Origin of the sequence: Polaromonas sp., from assembly GCF_036676035.1 — a bacterium.
GTDB lineage: Bacteria > Pseudomonadota > Gammaproteobacteria > Burkholderiales > Burkholderiaceae_C > Polaromonas.
In genome coordinates this window covers 38,187-53,801 of sequence record NZ_JAKFDR010000046.1, presented here as the reverse complement: position 1 = coordinate 53,801, position 15,615 = coordinate 38,187, and the positions used below count along the sequence as shown (strand labels likewise).

At 62.8% G+C, this 15,615-nt stretch carries 15 protein-coding genes and 3 tRNA genes; 8 read left to right on the top strand and 10 right to left on the bottom strand.

The window, feature by feature from the left end:
* The first annotated feature begins 62 nt into the window (after positions 1–62).
* Genes V6M61_RS07570 through V6M61_RS07555 form a run of 4 tightly spaced genes read left to right on the top strand, consistent with a single transcriptional unit; the run spans position 63 to position 3,589 of the window.
* On the top strand, positions 63–737 hold the full coding sequence (locus tag V6M61_RS07570) for a protein-L-isoaspartate O-methyltransferase family protein (RefSeq protein WP_332775951.1): 675 nt from the start codon (positions 63–65) through the stop codon (positions 735–737).
* Positions 738–769: 32 nt separating this feature from the next.
* A complete protein-coding gene (locus tag V6M61_RS07565) occupies positions 770–1,123 on the top strand; it encodes a rhodanese-like domain-containing protein (protein WP_332775950.1) in 354 nt (117 codons plus the stop codon).
* 48 nt (positions 1,124–1,171) lie between these two features.
* A complete protein-coding gene (locus V6M61_RS07560) occupies positions 1,172–2,521 on the top strand; it encodes a TolC family outer membrane protein (RefSeq protein ID WP_332775949.1) in 1,350 nt (449 codons plus the stop codon).
* A 21-nt stretch (positions 2,522–2,542) separates the two neighbouring features.
* Positions 2,543–3,589: a cupin-like domain-containing protein gene (locus tag V6M61_RS07555; protein WP_332775948.1), complete on the top strand. Its 1,047-nt coding sequence runs from the start codon at positions 2,543–2,545 to the stop codon at positions 3,587–3,589.
* 251 nt (positions 3,590–3,840) lie between these two features.
* Here V6M61_RS07555 and V6M61_RS07550 read toward each other — a convergent pair whose 3' ends face one another.
* The 5 genes from V6M61_RS07550 to V6M61_RS07530 all read right to left on the bottom strand — a co-directional run bounded on the left by V6M61_RS07550 (position 3,841) and on the right by V6M61_RS07530 (position 9,785).
* On the bottom strand, positions 3,841–4,629 hold the full coding sequence (locus tag V6M61_RS07550) for a toll/interleukin-1 receptor domain-containing protein (RefSeq protein WP_332775947.1): 789 nt from the start codon (positions 4,627–4,629) through the stop codon (positions 3,841–3,843).
* 114 nt (positions 4,630–4,743) lie between these two features.
* Positions 4,744–5,577 carry a hypothetical protein gene (locus V6M61_RS07545; RefSeq protein ID WP_332775946.1) on the bottom strand — a complete coding sequence of 278 codons (834 nt, stop codon included), beginning with the start codon at positions 5,575–5,577 and terminating at the stop codon, positions 4,744–4,746.
* 391 nt (positions 5,578–5,968) lie between these two features.
* Positions 5,969–7,294 carry a 3-deoxy-D-manno-octulosonic acid transferase gene (locus tag V6M61_RS07540; protein ID WP_332775945.1) on the bottom strand — a complete coding sequence of 442 codons (1,326 nt, stop codon included), beginning with the start codon at positions 7,292–7,294 and terminating at the stop codon, positions 5,969–5,971.
* Entirely contained in the window at positions 7,291–8,265 is a 975-nt protein-coding gene (gene waaC / locus V6M61_RS07535; protein ID WP_442957746.1) for a lipopolysaccharide heptosyltransferase I, read from the bottom strand. Before waaC ends, V6M61_RS07540 begins: the two co-directional genes overlap by 4 nt.
* Positions 8,266–8,402: 137 nt before the next feature.
* Complete coding sequence (locus V6M61_RS07530) at positions 8,403–9,785, bottom strand: phosphomannomutase/phosphoglucomutase (protein WP_332775943.1); 1,383 nt, start codon at positions 9,783–9,785, stop codon at positions 8,403–8,405.
* Between the two features lie 104 nt (positions 9,786–9,889).
* Between V6M61_RS07530 and V6M61_RS07525 the strand changes: the two genes are divergently transcribed.
* The 4 genes from V6M61_RS07525 to V6M61_RS07510 all read left to right on the top strand — a co-directional run bounded on the left by V6M61_RS07525 (position 9,890) and on the right by V6M61_RS07510 (position 13,437).
* Positions 9,890–11,488, top strand: a complete 1,599-nt coding sequence (locus tag V6M61_RS07525) for a DNA-3-methyladenine glycosylase 2 family protein (protein ID WP_332775942.1) — start codon at positions 9,890–9,892, stop codon at positions 11,486–11,488.
* Positions 11,489–11,741: 253 nt separating this feature from the next.
* A complete protein-coding gene (locus tag V6M61_RS07520; RefSeq protein ID WP_332775941.1) occupies positions 11,742–12,338 on the top strand; it encodes a methylated-DNA--[protein]-cysteine S-methyltransferase in 597 nt (198 codons plus the stop codon).
* Positions 12,339–12,346: 8 nt separating this feature from the next.
* Positions 12,347–13,276, top strand: a complete 930-nt coding sequence (locus V6M61_RS07515) for a DMT family transporter (protein WP_332775940.1) — start codon at positions 12,347–12,349, stop codon at positions 13,274–13,276.
* Entirely contained in the window at positions 13,273–13,437 is a 165-nt protein-coding gene (locus V6M61_RS07510) for a hypothetical protein (RefSeq protein WP_332775939.1), read from the top strand. The genes V6M61_RS07515 and V6M61_RS07510 overlap by 4 nt, the downstream gene beginning before the upstream one ends.
* A 19-nt stretch (positions 13,438–13,456) precedes the next feature.
* Here V6M61_RS07510 and V6M61_RS07505 read toward each other — a convergent pair whose 3' ends face one another.
* The 5 genes from V6M61_RS07505 to V6M61_RS07485 all read right to left on the bottom strand — a co-directional run bounded on the left by V6M61_RS07505 (position 13,457) and on the right by V6M61_RS07485 (position 15,589).
* The gene (locus V6M61_RS07505; protein ID WP_332775976.1) at positions 13,457–14,212 is read right to left on the bottom strand and encodes a Mut7-C RNAse domain-containing protein; all 756 of its coding nucleotides are present in this window, start codon (positions 14,210–14,212) and stop codon (positions 13,457–13,459) included.
* Between the two features lie 131 nt (positions 14,213–14,343).
* Positions 14,344–14,823 (bottom strand): aminoacyl-tRNA deacylase, encoded by a 480-nt coding sequence (locus V6M61_RS07500; protein ID WP_332775938.1) that lies wholly within the window; start codon positions 14,821–14,823, stop codon positions 14,344–14,346.
* 393 nt (positions 14,824–15,216) lie between these two features.
* A tRNA-Asp gene (locus V6M61_RS07495) sits at positions 15,217–15,293 on the bottom strand.
* Between the two features lie 90 nt (positions 15,294–15,383).
* A tRNA-Glu gene (locus V6M61_RS07490) sits at positions 15,384–15,459 on the bottom strand.
* A 54-nt stretch (positions 15,460–15,513) separates the two neighbouring features.
* Positions 15,514–15,589, bottom strand: a tRNA-Ala gene (locus tag V6M61_RS07485).
* Positions 15,590–15,615: the final 26 nt, after the last annotated feature.

Here is a 15,615-nt window from a genome sequence, read left to right as displayed (position 1 = left end):
AATCAAAGGCTTATCTCGTGCACACCGCATCTTCTCTCACCCCGCCAACCAATAGGCCCCTCATGAACTACGAACAAGCCCGATTCAACATGATTGAACAGCAAATCCGCCCCTGGGAAGTGCTGGACAACCAGGTCCTTTCACTGCTCGCCGTGGTCAAGCGCGAAGACTTTGTGCCGGCTGCGCACAAGGCCCTGGCCTTTGTGGACATGGAAATTCCGCTGGGCACCGAACAACACCCCGGCCAGTGCATGCTGGCGCCCAAGGTGGAAGCCCGCATCCTGCAGGAGCTCGCGGTGCAGAAGCACGAAAAAGTGCTGGAGATCGGCGCCGGCTCCGGCTACATGGCGGCGCTGCTGGCCCACCGCGCCCAGCAGGTCATCTCGCTTGAAATCGACCCGGCCCTGGCCCGGATGGCGCAGGGCAACCTGCAAAAAGCCGGCATCTACAACGCCGAAGTGCGCATAGGTGATGGCGCGACGCTGCCGGGCAGCGCCTCTCTGAGCGGCCCCTTCGATGTGATCGTGCTCAGCGGCTCGGTCGCCGAGGTGCCGGCGGCCCTGCTCTCCCTGCTCAAGGTCGGCGGGCGCCTGAGCGCCATCGTGGGTTTTGAGCCCGTGATGCGCGCGACCCTGGTCACCCGCGTGGGCGATGACGCCTGGCGCACCACGCAAGCCTGGGACACCGTCGCGGCGCGGCTGGTGAACTTCCCCGAACCGTCCAAATTCAACTTCTAAGCCCAACGTCCAACGCCCCAAAGCAACCACCCATGATGACCCAAATCCGCCCCTCCGATTTCGCCGCCTGGCGTGACAGCGTCAAGGCCACGGCGCAGCCCGTGGTGCTGGATGTGCGCGAGCCCTGGGAATTGCAGACCGCATCGGTCAGGGAAGATGGTTTTACCCTGGTGCGCATTCCCATGCGCGAAATCCCGGCGCGGCTGGCCGAGCTGCAGACCGCTCAGGGAACGGACCAACCGATCGCCTGCCTGTGCCACCACGGCATGCGCAGCCTGCAGGTCGCCAACTACCTGGTGCAAAGCGGCTTCACGCAGGTGGTCAACCTGCAGGGCGGCATCGATGCTTGGTCGCAGGAGCTGGACCCGTCGGTGCCCCTGTACTGATTTCCAGATTCACCGATTTTCCGATTCATCCATTCCTTCAGGACACCCATGACCATGCGAAAGAAAATGTCGGGGCTTTTGCCTTTAACCCTTGCCATGGGCTCCGTGCTGGCCGCTTTCACGCCCCTGGCGCAGGCGCAAAGCCTGGTGGAACTGTACGAATCGGCCCGCGCCTTTGACGCCACCTACCAGTCGGCCCGGCTGCAATACGAGGCCAACCTGGCCAAGGCGGCGCAGGCCAAGGCCGGCATCCTGCCCAGCGCCGGACTGTCGGCAGGCGCATCGCGCACCCATTTTGAAAACAACAACCCGGTGCTTGATCGCAGCTTCAACACGCAGAACGCCACCCTCAGCGCCTCGCAGCCGCTGTACCGGCCGGGCAACTGGGCCACTTACGAGCAGGGCCAGAAACAGGTGGACCTGGCCAAGGCCCAGCTCGATGCCGCCGAGCAGGACCTGATCGTGCGCACCAGCCAGGCCTACTTCGATGTGCTGGCCGCGCAGGACAGCCTGACCTTTGTCAAGGCGCAAAAAGCCGCCGTGGCCGAGCAGCTGGCCTCGGCCAAACGCAACTTTGAAGTAGGCACCGCCACCATCACCGACACCCGCGAGGCACAGGCCAGGTACGACCTGGTGCTGGCCCAGGAGATTGCGGCTGAAAACGACCTGCGCGTCAAAAAGATCGCGCTGGACCAACTGGTCGGCAAGGTCGAGTCCCAGCCCAAGGGCCTGCTGCTGCCGACGGCTTTGCCGCCGGTGGTCCCGCCCGACGTGAACGCCTGGGTGCAGCAGTCCGAAGACATCCACCCCAACATCCGGCAGGCGAAAAGCGGGCTGGACATCGCCCAGCTGGAAGTCGACAAGGCCGAAGCCGGCCACAAGCCCACGCTGGACCTGACGGCCAGCTACAACGTCACGCGCAACCCTTCGGGCACCGCGACGTCGGCCTCGACAGCGGCATTTCGCACCCACAACACCACGGTGGGCGTGGTCTTCAACCTCCCGCTGTTCGCCGGCTTTGCCAGCCAGAACCGCATCAGGGAAACCCTGTCGCTGCAGGACAAGGCGCGCAGCGATCTGGAAGGCGCACGGCGCACCGTGGCGCAAAGCACGCGCACGGCCTACTTCGGCGTGCTGTCGGGCCAGGGCCAGGTCAAGGCCCTGGAGGCCGCCGAGCTGTCCAGCCAGAGCGCGCTCGACGCCAACAAACTGGGCTACCAGGTCGGAGTGCGCATCAACATCGATGTGCTGAACGCCCAAAGCCAGTTGTTCCAGACCAAGCGCGATCTGGCCAAGGCACGCTATGACGTGCTGGTGGGCGGCCTGCGCCTGCGCCAGGCCAACGGCAGCCTGAGCCCCGATGACCTGCAGCGCATCAACGCCCTGCTGGCCAAATAAATAAAGGGCGCAGACAAGCTCATGCTGATGCCCAGCCAGGACACGCCGCAGATGGTCATCGAGGCCGAACTCGTTCCTCCTCCACCTGCCCATGCTCCCACCAGTGCACCGGTCGGCCCCAGCTTCGAGCTGATTGAGGAAACCACCTGGGAGGCGCTGGCGAGCGCCGGCCGCAAGCTGCCCTTCGAGCGCCCGGTGCTCGTCAAGGGAGGTGTGAAGCACTGGCCGGCCTGGAAGAAATGGTCGTTTGAACACCTCGCAGGCATTTGCGAAGGCGAAGGCTCGCAAGCCCCCGTCAAATTCACCGACGGCCTGGTGGAGCAAGGCGTGACCAAGGGCCGGCCGTTTTTGCCGGTCGCGCCCTATTTGCGCGAGCTCGGCAAGGCGGCGCTGAAAAACCCCGACCCCGCCGCCGGCCTGCTGCCCAAAGCACGGCTGGAGCAGATTCGGCAAGGCCAGAGCGGCGAACGCTTTCACCTGAACTGGGCGCACATGCAGTCCTTTCGCCCCACCACGCTGTACCTGGCGCAGTGGGACATTCTTGAAAAATACCCCGAGCTGCGCCAGGACCTGCTCATCAAGAGCCTGTGGCCAGGCCAGCGCATGACCTGGGAATATGTGTTCATGGGCCCGGCCAACACCGTGACCGGCCTGCACAACGACTTTCCGCACAACTGGTTTTGCCAGCTCACCGGCACCAAGGAATTCATCCTGTTTCCGCCGGACCAGCGCCAGCACATGTGCCCGGCCCAAAAATACGACTGGGGCGCCACGCTCAGCGACATCAATGTCTCGCGGCTGCCCGAACAGGCCAAAGAGCTCGCATTGTTTGAAAAAGCCCGGGGCATTTACGCCCGCGTGGAAGCCGGCGACGCGCTCTTCGTGCCAAAGCGCACCTGGCACTCGGTCGTTTCAGTGGAACCGTCCATCAGCCTGGGCATGTTCGGCCTCACGCCCTGGGAAGTTGCCACCGGCGGCGCCTGGGCTACCTTGCGCGACTGGGCGCACCATTTGCGGTTGTACGCCTGGGGCAATTGCACCTGCCATCAGGTGCTGGGCAAGGGCTAGGGATTCCTGGCCATTCAGGTCGTCGGCAAGCTGGCAAAGCTCGCCCAAGATATCGAGAGGGATCTCTGTGCCTGTAGAAAATCAGCACCAGATAACCCAAATTTCGTTGTTCACGGTCTCATAAAGACTGACTCCGGTCATTCGACCTTCTCGATAGCAGTCGTTTAACGTAGAAGTGACCGGCGGACCTTAGGCACGCGACAGCGTGCCGCGAGGACATCCGCGTCGACTGCCATGTTAAATTGCATCGCTCAGAATGTCACAGTGAACTGAGGCGGGCGCCCATTCACGCCGAACACCAGCTTGGACGGGAGTTGCTTGCACCAGATGTAGTAACTCTCGGTAGGGGTGCTCTGGTTGCCGGCCTGCATGAACCACATGGAGTTGTCAGGTGAGGGGCCGTCTCCACAATTCATAAGCATCCCGGAATCTGTCGGCACGTCTCGCGGGCCAATCATGATGAATGGTTCGACTTTCTCCCGCTCCGCAATCGGAATGCCAGCGATGAAGGGGGCCCAGACGCCAGCCCTCGGGCGGACCTCGATGGCGATTGCCTTTGGCCGCCCTTGCAGGCTATGGACACGAAGGTGAAAGGGCTGTACGTCGGGCCTTGAAGCCGCGTGCTGGCGGCGCTCCGCCGCTGCCACAATCCGCTCCTTCCAATCCGGGTCGGTGATGCTCAAGTAGAGCCTCGTCCGAATACCTGCGGGTATTAACGTAGGATCAGCGTGCGTTAGGAACAGCGCTATTACAGGGAATGCATCGCCGCGAGACTTTAGCGCCCGGTCGAGAGCATATGCGAACTCCTCCTTGCAAGGCTCACTGGCCAGGCTGTTGTTCGTTGCAACTAGCACCCAGGCGTCGCTTTCTTCGGGTTTGCAGATGAAGGAGTCAATCTGCTCCCACAGCCGCTTCCCCGCGGAGATATTCCAGCGATCCAGCTTCACGGTGACTCCGGCACGCACAAGTTCCTGCGCTATGAAATCGACGTCGTGGTGCTCGTTGTCGGCCCATGCGTAAGTGATCCAAACTGTTGCCATCGCGCTGCTCGTCCTTCCTGCAATTTAACGTAGAAGTAACCGGCCTGCGCGGCTTTTCGCGCAGGTCCGGTTGACTGCCGGGTTGGGCATAAAGCGATCCCTACTCGCAACGCCTCATTTCCGAATGATGCCTTTGATCTCGGATATTTCTGGCTGAACACTAATAAATGCTGGCATCTTTACGGATGGCTTCTCTTTGGTCGGCGATGCTGTTAGACCGAACGTAGCATGCAACCCGCTTAGGAGATGCGTAAGCGAGGGGGTTGGCGCAACACCAGGATTGTTCTTGACATAGTCGTCGATATCAACGAACACAGCACCAATTGCGTAGTCGTTGGACTCGACGCCAGTGAAATTGAAGCATTTTCCGCCTGTTTGAAAGGCTGGACCGGAGCCACTAGCATCACACTTCAATTCAGAATAGCTTTGCGAAAGCACTCTCGAAAGAATCAGGCTCTGAATCCAGAGCCGCTTGATGTTATTGGGGTTTGGGGTGACAGCCGTTGCTCGTATCTTTGCGTCAGGCAGTTGATTCCATGAAACATCCACACGAGAAATATCCACGATCCGGTAATCAACAGCTTGACTCGCACTCAGACTACCTGAGAATGTCAGATAGGCGCCTTGGGCTGATGCTCCTTGCGTGATTTTGGATGAATAGACCGCGCCATCTTTTATGATCTCCTCACGCGCTTGAAAGCCATCAGGAACTATCGGCTGAGCAAGTACCCGATATGTGCCGGGGACTTCTCCGGGCGTAACCACCAAACCAACGTTTTCCTTCATGAAGAACCTCAAATCGGCTGTGTTCTTTATGGGGGTTCTGTATTTCCAGTCGTCCGAAAGACCAAGGTTGACCATCTCATCCTTAAATTTCAGGCCACCACATCCTGTTAGGAATGTCGTTGCCGTCAGGACTACAGACAAAACCAGTTTCTTGGTAATCATCGTCGATCTCCTTGTGGATTGTGATTTATGGAAGGTGCTTCTATTCAGCTGAGCGCAGTGACGATATGCCCAACAATTTATACCGCAAGGTGCTGCGGTATAACGTGGCGACATCAACTACAAAAACTGGCATTTAGGCTTGCCCCACATGGATAGTTTGCTCCATTAAAAATAGCGACAAACCCGGCAACTTGTAAGAAATGGCTCGCTCCGCATTTGGAGCGATTCTCGACTAAACGTTGTGGTTTGACCATCCCCCATGTGAGGGAGGCTGCCGAAAGACCGCTTCCGCTGCATCGCAGTCACCCAAAATGACAAACTGATTGTCGTGGTAGCTCTAAACATCAGCCCTCCCCCTCGCCGATGCGTAGCAGCCTGCCAATCAGACTGATTACAAATAGCCCTGCAGCGCATCCAGCGTTCTGGCCGTCGCACCCCGGTTGCGCGCCGCGAACGCCAGTCCACAAGCCACCGCTTGCGCCAACGCGGGCGAGTCGCTCACCAACCTCAGCGCAGCCTGCACGGCACCTGGCATATCGGCCACGCGCTGCGCCGCGCCCTCGGCTTCGGCCAGCTCGGCCGCTTCGGTGAAGTTGAAAGTGTGCGGCCCCATCACCACCGGGCAGCCGCAGGCGGCGGCCTCGATGAGGTTTTGCCCGCCCAGCGGCGCAAAGCTGCCGCCCAGCAAGGCAACATCGCTCAGGCCGTAGTACAGCGCCATCTCGCCCAGCGAATCGCCGAGCCAGACATCGGCATGCCGCGCCTCTTCGTTATCAAAGGGGTTGCCCGCCCATTGCGAGCGGCGCGACACGCGCAGGCCGTGCTGCGCCGCCAGCGCCGCCACTTCATCAAAGCGCTGGGGGTGGCGCGGGACGACCAGCGCCTTGAAGGATGTGGCGGGCCTGTTTGCTACTGAATTCATAGCGTGTAGCGCAGGTTTTTCCTGGGCTGCAGCCCTTATTTGCTTAAAAAACTCGTCCTCTTCACCTTCGCGCGAGCTGGCGAACATGAGCACGGGCTGCGCCAGCGCCTGCCGCCAGGCCTGGCCTTGCGCGAGCTGATCGGCATGGGGCGTGGCGTCAAACTTGAGGTTGCCAAACACGCCGGCGACCGGTGCGCCCAGCTGGCGAAAGCGCTGGGCGTCGGCCTCGGTCTGGGCGTACACCGCCGACAGCGCGCCGTAGGCCGGCCTCGACAGCGGCGCCATGCGCAGCGCCTGCTGCAAGGATTTATCCGACAGCCGGCCATTGACGAGCAGCAGCGGCACGGCGCGCGCCCGGGCCGTTGCCACCAGGTTGGGCCAGACTTCAGTTTCCATCAGCAGGCCCAAGCGTGGCTTGAAGTGATCGAAAAACCGGGCCACGGCGGCCCGGCTGTCCCAGGGCTGCCAGACCTGCACATCGCCGGGCTGCAGCAACCCCACGCCTTCCGCGCGCCCGGTGGCCGTGCCATGCGTGAGCAAGATGCGCAGGCCCGGCTGTTGGGCGCGCAAGGCCTTGAGCAGCAGCGCCGTCGTGCGCGTTTCGCCCAGCGAGACGGCATGCAGCCACACCAGGTCTGGCGAGACCTCGGCCGCCTGGCTGTAGCGGCCAAAGCGCTCCTCTACCGCTTCGCTGTAGCCCGGCTCCTGCCGGGCGCGCCGCGCCAGCTTGCGGCGCAGCAGCGGCTGCGCCAGCCACATCAACAGCGAGTACAGCCGCAGGAGCAAGGCATTCATGCGCTGGCCACCGGGTCAGCAAGCCCTGCACTGCAAGCCAGCCAGGCTTGCCAGACGGCATCGACGCCGGGCGTGGGTTGAGCAAAGACGCTGAGCTGCTTTCCTTGTGCCCCTTGAGGCGGCCCGGTGCGCCAGGCGGTGTCAAAGTTGTAGATCTGCACATGCGGCAGGTCCAGCGCCACGGCGATGTGGCTGACGCCGCTGTCCACGCCGATCACGCCGGCGCAGTGCGCGAGTTCGTCGGTCAACTCATCGAGCGACAGCAAGGGCCAAACCGTGATTCCGCCCTCATTCAGCACTTGAGCAATCGCCTGACTCGTCGCCAACTCCTTCGCGTTGCCATGTGGCAAGGCAATCTGGTAGCCCGCCGCCATCAGTCGCCGGCCCAGTTCTATCCAATGCGCCAACGGCCACTCTTTGTCAACACGCGAGGTGCCATGCACGAAGGCGATGGTTTTAGCTATTGTTTTAATAGCTGCCTGCGCAGGTTCTGCCTGGGCTGAGGGCACTTTTAATCCGAAACTCAACACTGGCGGCAGCGCATAGCCCAGCGCCCGCGCCGCCAGCTCGCGCGAGCGCTGCACGGCAGGGGTGTGCGGCGCGATGCGAATCGCCACGTCGGCCACCCAGCGCGTGGGCGCTTCGTAGCCCGAGCCCTCGGTCTGGTTGGCCAGCGCATAGCGTTTGCCGCCTGGACCCAGGCGCGCCAGCCGGGCCACCAGCGCCGATTTGGTCAGGCCCTGCAAATCGATGACGGCGTCGTAAGCCTCTTGCCGCAACTGCGCCTTGAAAGCGCCCCACTCGGCCCGCGTGACGGCCGCGAAAGGTGACTTGCGCCAGCGGCGTATTTCGCACGGGATGACGCGGCCGACGCCATCGCAGCGCTGAACGAGCGGCGCGAAACCGCGTTCCACCACCCAGTCGATCTGCGCATCAGGAAGCGCGGCGCGGATGTCCTGCACCGCAGGCATGGCGTGGACCACATCGCCCAGCGACGACAGCTTGACGATGAGGATTTTGGCCCCCACGCTTTTCACTTCGTGTAATACGCTGCCCCCCGAGGGGGCCGTGCTTGCTTGGGGCGGCCCGGCGCGGCGCACTTGCACTTTCAATGCGCCGCCTCGGCGAAGGCGGCGTCCGGCTTCACGCTGCGCAGCAGCGCCAGCATGTCGGCCTCGATGCGATGCAGCGCTTGCGGCGTGTGGCCTTCAAAGCGCAGCACCAGCACCGGCGTGGTGTTGGAAGCGCGAATCAAACCAAAACCATCGGGCCAATCGACACGCACGCCGTCGATGGTGGAAAGCTTGGCGGGCGCGGGGAAGGACGCCGCCTTGATCAGAGCTTGCACCACGGTGTGCGGCTCGCCTTCGCTGCACGCCACATTGAGCTCCGGCGTGGAGAAACTGCTGGGCAGCTGGTTGAGCACGGCGCTGGCATCGGGGTGTTTGCTCAGAATCTCCAGCAGGCGGCTGCCCGCATAAGTGCCGTCGTCAAAGCCGAACCAGCGCTCCTTGAAGAAAATGTGGCCGCTCATCTCACCTCCCAGCGGCGAGCCGATTTCCTTCATCTTGGCCTTGATCAGCGAGTGGCCGGTCTTGTACATCAGCGCCTTGCCGCCCGCCGCTTCAATCACCGGCGCCAGGCGCTGCGAACATTTCACATCAAACAAAATGGTGCCACCCGGCACGCGTGACAGCACGTCCTGCGCGAACAGCATCATCTGTCGGTCGGGGTAGATGTTGTTGCCGTCACGCGTGACAATGCCCAGGCGGTCGCCGTCGCCGTCAAAGGCCAGGCCCAGTTCGGCGCCGCTGGTTTTCAGCGTGGCGATCAGGTCGCGCAGGTTCTCCGGCTTGCTCGGGTCCGGGTGGTGATTGGGAAAGTTGCCGTCAACCTCGCTGAACAGCTCGATCACCTCGCAGCCCAGCGCCCGCAAAATGGCCGGGGCTGAGGCGCCGGCAATGCCGTTGCCTGAATCGACGACGATTTTCAGGGGGCGGGCCAGCTTCACGTCCGACACAATGCGCTCGCGGTAGGCATCTAACACCGCCACCTGGCGCAGCTTGCCGCCGCTTTGCAACACCCAGTTTTCGGCTTCCATCATCTGGCGCAAGGCCTGGATGTCGTCGCCATAGATGGCGCGCCCACCCATCACCATCTTGAAGCCGTTGTAGTCCCTGGGGTTGTGGCTGCCGGTCACCTGGATGCCACTGGTGCACAAGGTGTTGGCCGCGAAGTACAGCATGGGCGTGGTGACCATGCCCACATCGATCACCTCCACCCCCGCCGCCACCAGGCCGCGCACCAGTGCGGCGCTCAGGCTGGGGCCGCTCAGGCGACCGTCGCGCCCCACCGCCACGGCTGTTTCCCCTTCGGCCAGTGCGATGGTGCCAAACGCCTTGCCCAAGGCCTCGGCCACGCCCTCATTCAAGGTCGACGGGGTGATGCCGCGGATGTCGTAGGCTTTGAAGATGGAGGCTGCTAGCTGCATCGGTCGGGTTCCCTGAGACTGTTTTGAACTGCCGCGATTGTAGGCGGCAGCGCTGCCGGGCACATGTCCGAAAACGGCTAGTTCAAAGTACTGTCCGACGTATCATGAAACCCATGAACACCGATGTCGCCACCGCCACCATTGCCGACGACGCCTGCTACCTCGCCCTGAAAGCGCGGGATGCACGTTTTGACGGCAGTTTTTTTACCGGCGTCACGTCCACCGGCATTTACTGCCGGCCGGTGTGCAGCGTGAAAACCCCCAAGCGCGAAAACTGCCGGTTTTTTGGCCATGCCGCGCAGGCTGAAAACGCCGGCTTTCGCCCCTGCCTGCGGTGCCGGCCCGAGCTGGCGCCGAACTCGGTGGTCTGGTCGATTCAGGATGCCTCTTACATTCTGGCGCACCAGGCGGCCCGGCTGCTGGATGAACCAGAAGTGTGGGGCGACATAGCCCCCACGCTTGTCGCTTCGCGTACTGCGCTGCCCCCCGAGGGGGCTGTGCTTGCTCGGGGCGGCCCTTCGCGGCGCACGGCGGAGCCCACCGTCGCAGGTCTGGCGGCGCGACTGGGGGTAAGCGACCGCCATGTGCGGCGCATCTTTGAAGCGCAGTTTGGCGTGTCGCCCGTGCAGTACCTGCAAACGCGCCGCCTGCTGACGGCCAAGCAGTTGCTGGCCGACACCAACCTGCCCATCACCCAGGTGGCGCTGATCAGCGGCTACGCCAGCGTGCGCCGCTTCAATGCTGCGTTTGTGGAGCATTACGGCCTGAACCCGTCGCAGCTGCGCCGCCAGGGTGGCAGCGACTCCAGCCAGGGCATCACCGTCAAGCTGGGTTACCGGCCCCCGTATGACGTGCCGGCGATGCTCGGGTTTTTCAGCAAACGCGTGATCAACGCTATCGAATTTGTAGCTGCTGACGCCAATCAGCCAAGCCTTGGAAGAACATTGCGCATTGAGTCGGGCGGCAAGGTGCATGCCGGCTGGCTGCAGGCCGAGTTTGACACCACGCGCAGCCAGCTGGTGCTGCGGGTCAGCGACTCCCTGCGCGAGGTGCTGCCGCTGGTGATCCGGCGCACGCGCGCCACCTTTGATCTGGACGCCGATCCGGGCGCGATCAACAGCGTGCTGCATGCCAGCTTTCCGGGCGGCGACGGCTTGCGCGTGCCCGGCGCCTTCGATGGTTACGAACTGGCGGTGCGCGCGGTGCTCGGCCAGCAGATCACCGTGGCGGCGGCCCGCACGCTGGCGCAGCGCATGGTGGACAAACTGGGTGAACCGATTGAAACCCCGTGGCCGGCATTGACCCGCCTGTTTCCGGCACCAGCGGTGCTCGCCACCGCCAGCGGCGACGCGCTCGGGCAGTTGGGCATCGTCAAGCAGCGGCAGACGGCCATTGTGGCGATCGCACGGGCCGTCGCAGAAAAACAGCTGCCGCTGCATGGCGGCGCCGATGTACAGGCCACCATCACGGCGCTCAAGGCCCTGCCCGGCATTGGCGACTGGACCGCGCAATACATTGCCATGCGCGCCCTGCGCTGGCCCGACGCGTTTCCGTCCGGTGATGTGGCCCTGCACAAGGCGCTGGGCGTGCAGGGACTGAAAAATCCGGCCCGGGAAGCCGAGCTGGCATCGAATGCCTGGAAGCCCTGGCGCAGCTATGCCGTGATCCGCGCGTGGAGCGGCACGCTTGAGCGGCCCGGTTGACGGGCCTGCGTGGATTCATGCGTTTAGGGAATGAATACGCCATCTCGATTTCATTGGACGGGAAAACGCTTTCGGGCGACCATCACCGGCGAATGATCGAGCCAGCCTTTTTTCCTGAATACGCCCGCAGAAAACGACACGGATTCTCGTCGCTATTGAATTGATAGCTACTTGCGTACGTGCTTAAAGGGCTAAAGGCATAAAACGGCCTGCATGACAGGTAAAACCTCGAAACCATTCAAAGGTGAACAAGATGAAATTCGACCGCTCCATCGTTCAGACCACTTTCCAAAGCCCTCTGGGCAAAATGATCATTGCCGCAACGGACAAGGGCCTGGCCGGGCTCTGGTTTGAAGGCCAGCGGCACATGCCTCTTGAGTTGGCGGAGCTAGACCACCGTGCGCCGCGAAGGGCCGCCCCGAGCAAGCACAGCCCCCTCGGGGGGCAGCGTATTACACGAAGTGAAAAGCGTGGGGGCCAGACCCACTGGCCAACCCAGCCCGACCACCCGGCGCTCAAACAAACCATCCAGCAACTCACCGAGTATTTCGCCGGTCGGCGCACCAGCTTTGATGTGCCGTTGGACCTGGCCTACGGCACGGCCTTCCAGCAGTCGGTGTGGCAGGCGCTGCTCGCCATTCCGCAGGGCGGAACCCTGAGCTACAGCGAAGTAAGCGGCAGCATTGGCAAACCGGCCGCCGTGCGGGCCGTGGGTGCGGCAGTCGGGCGCAACCCAGTCAGCATCATCGTGCCCTGCCACCGCGTGCTGGGCACCAACGGCTCGCTTACCGGCTATGCTGGCGGGCTCGATCGCAAAACCGCATTGCTCAAACTGGAAGGTGTACTGTGAGCTCAACGATGACCCCGACCGTTTCATCACAGGCCGGCAAAAGCTGGCTCTCCGATTTTCTGCTGCTCGCTGCCATCTGGGGCTCGTCCTTTCTGTTCATGCGGCTCGGTGCAGTGGAGTTCGGCGCCCTGCCCACGGCCGCCGTGCGCGTCGCCATTGCCGCCCTGTTCCTGTTTCCCATCGTGCTGCTGCGGGGACTGTTGCCTGAGCTGAAAAAGCACTGGAAAAAGATCTTCCTCATCGGCGTGCTCAACTCCGGCATTCCGTTTGCGTGCTTTTCATTCGCGCTGCTGTCCATCACCACGGGCCTGTCGGCCATTCTCAATGCGACCGTGCCCATGTTCGGCGCCCTGATCGCCTGGCTCTGGCTGAAAGACCGGCCCAATGCCTCGCGCGTGCTGGGACTCATTGTGGGCTTTGCAGGCGTGGCCATGCTGGCCTGGGACAAAGCCACCTTCAAGCCCGACGCCTCGGGCGTGGCACCGGGCTGGGCCGTGCTGGCTTGCCTGCTGGCCTGCCTCTGCTACGGCATCTCGGCCAGTTACACCAAGCGCTACCTGACCGGCATGCCGCCGCTGGTGACTGCCGCCGGCAGCCAGATGGGCGCCACACTGGGCCTGGCCCTGCCCGCCCTGTGGCTGTGGCCCGCCCGCATGCCCAGCCCCACCGCCTGGCTGGCTTTGCTGGCCGTGGGTGTGCTGTGCACCGGACTGGCCTACATCCTGTTCTTTCGCCTGATTGAAAACGCCGGGCCGCAACGCGCCCTGACCGTGACCTTTGTAGTGCCGGTGTTTGCCGTGTTGTACGGTGTGGTGCTTCTGGGTGAAGCGGTCACATCGTGGATGGTGGTGTGCGCGCTGGTGATTGTGTGCGGCACGGCCCTGTCGACCGGCCTGCTCAAGCTGGGGCGCATCAAGCCCGCGGTGCCGGTGCCATGAGTTCGGCCCGCAAGATCAAACTCAAGCTGAAAGCGCCCAGGCCACGCAACCCGCTGGTTGCGCCGGCCCTTCAACGCAAGGCCGGCAGCCACCGCAAATCGCAGGCGGCTACCCGTCGCGCCGACAAGGTGGCGCTGAAAAGACAGTTGCGCGAAGTCTGAGCAGACAATCCGGCGCCGCCTACTGCAGGGCGCCGGCCGGTGCCAACAAGCCATCCAGCATCGAACGCATACGCCGCCAGTGCGAGCCCTCCCAGAACACGCGATGGCACACGTCGCAGACGCTGAAGCGCTCGTAGTGCTCGCGCACGCCCCGGGGCAGCATGGGCGCGACCCGCGTCTTCTCGATCGCATGCAAGGGCGCATTGCAATACAGGCACAGCGTGAACGGCCGCGCACCGCGCGCCAGGTCGAGTCGATCGAAAATTTCGCGCAGTTGCCGCTCCGTTCGCAGTGCGTGCACGTAGCAGCCATGGGTGATGCCGCGGCGCTTGAGCAGTTCGCGGTCCCGTGTCAGGACAATGCGTCCCTGTACGCTGGCGATGCGTTCGATCTCTTCGTCGCGAAAGTGGTTGTCGTACAAAGTGTCGAAGCCGGTCATGCGCAGCAGGTGTGCCAGCCCGCCCAGATGCGCGTCGGCGACGAAGCGCGTCACGCGCAGGGCTTGATCGCGCACGCGCAGCAGCGGTGTGACGTCGAGCGCTTCGAACTTCGGATAGACGGCCACGCGATCGCCATCGCGCAGCAGGCGTTCGAAGCCGACCGACTCGCCGTTGACCAGCACCAGTTCGACCTCGGTGTGCGGCACGCCCAGCGCTTCGATCATGTGCTTGGTGGTCGCCGCCCGCGCACAGGAGCAAGTGAACTCGCGCCCGCGACGCTTTGGCGCGAGAAATTCATTCAGTTCCTCGTAGAAGCGAAAGCTCGCCATGACCACCACCTGCACATCAAGGGCTACAGGGTGCACACGGCCGGTAGCAAGGGAGCTGCCAGCCAACAAGTAGCACCGGCCTCGCCGAGCGCAGCGAGGACGGCGGCGAGTCGAGCGCCGACGGGCCGGCGCCCGGCTCAGTGCATCGGGGCCCTGCAAAAGCGCCCGTGCTGCTGCGAACTCATCAGCGCATGGAACTGTTCGCGCGACATCCGCAGCAGGCGTTCGTGATCACCGCCTTCCATGTACACGACGTCGTTGGCTTCGAGTTCGTCGTCGACGATCGTCTCGATGCCCCAGGCCATGCCGACCGGGGGTACCGCGCCGAGATCGCAGTCCGCGAACAGCATCGCGATGCGGCTTTCATCGGCAAGCCTGAGCTCCTTGCGGCCCAGCATGCGGGCGAGTTCGCCCACCATGACGGTCTTGTCGGCCGGAATGACGGCCATCACGCAGCCCGTTTCGTCTTCAAGGATGACTGACTTGGCGAGCTGCTTCTGCGGGACATGCGCGCTGCGGGCGGTCTCTGCGCTGGTGCGGCTGTGCTCGTGCGCGCAAATCTCGTAGCTGGCGCCGCGCTGGTCCAGGTAGCTGGATAGATGCGAGGGAATTGACATGGCTGCCTCCTTGGGTAAAGCGACGGACCAGGGTCCGGACAGCGGCGCGGCAGGGGATGTGCCGGCCGGTTTTTCAGTTTACTGCGGACCGCGCCGGCTCGCCAGTCGTGGCGCCGCCGGGAAAACCTGGGCTGAACTGATGAAAACGAAAACGGCAGCGAAAAAGCTGCCGGGAGTATTTTGTTTCAACCGCTCAACCCTCAGGATTGCCGCCCCAAGGCGTGAGGAGAGGCAAACAGGCCCAGAGCCAGGGCGACAACCATATGACGGACGCGACGCTGCACGCGAATGGTGAGCAAGAACTGCAACCGGCGTGCCCGACGGGTACGCCCAAGCCTTGAAAACAAAAAAGGGTTTGCTGCGTTTTTAATAGCAACAAACCCTTTTGGAGACTGGCGGAGTGGACGGGACTCGAACCCGCGACCCCCGGCGTGACAGGCCGGTATTCTAACCAACTGAACTACCACTCCTGGTAGATAGCGTTCGCTCTTCAGTTCTCACTGTCGAGCCAAGTGCTACCGACTTGCGCCTTGTGCACCACACTGCTGCGTGGTGAATTTTGGCGACCCCACGGGGATTCGAACCCCGGTACTTACCGTGAAAGGGTAATGTCCTAGGCCTCTAGACGATGGGGTCAAAACCTTGGAACCGTTACAACTAAATTTTTATAACTTCCGTCTCGAAAATTGTTGGTGGAGGTAAACGGGATCGAACCGATGACCTCTTGCATGCCATGCAAGCGCTCTCCCAGCTGAGCTATACCCCCTCACATGATTTCTCATGTCTGCGGGT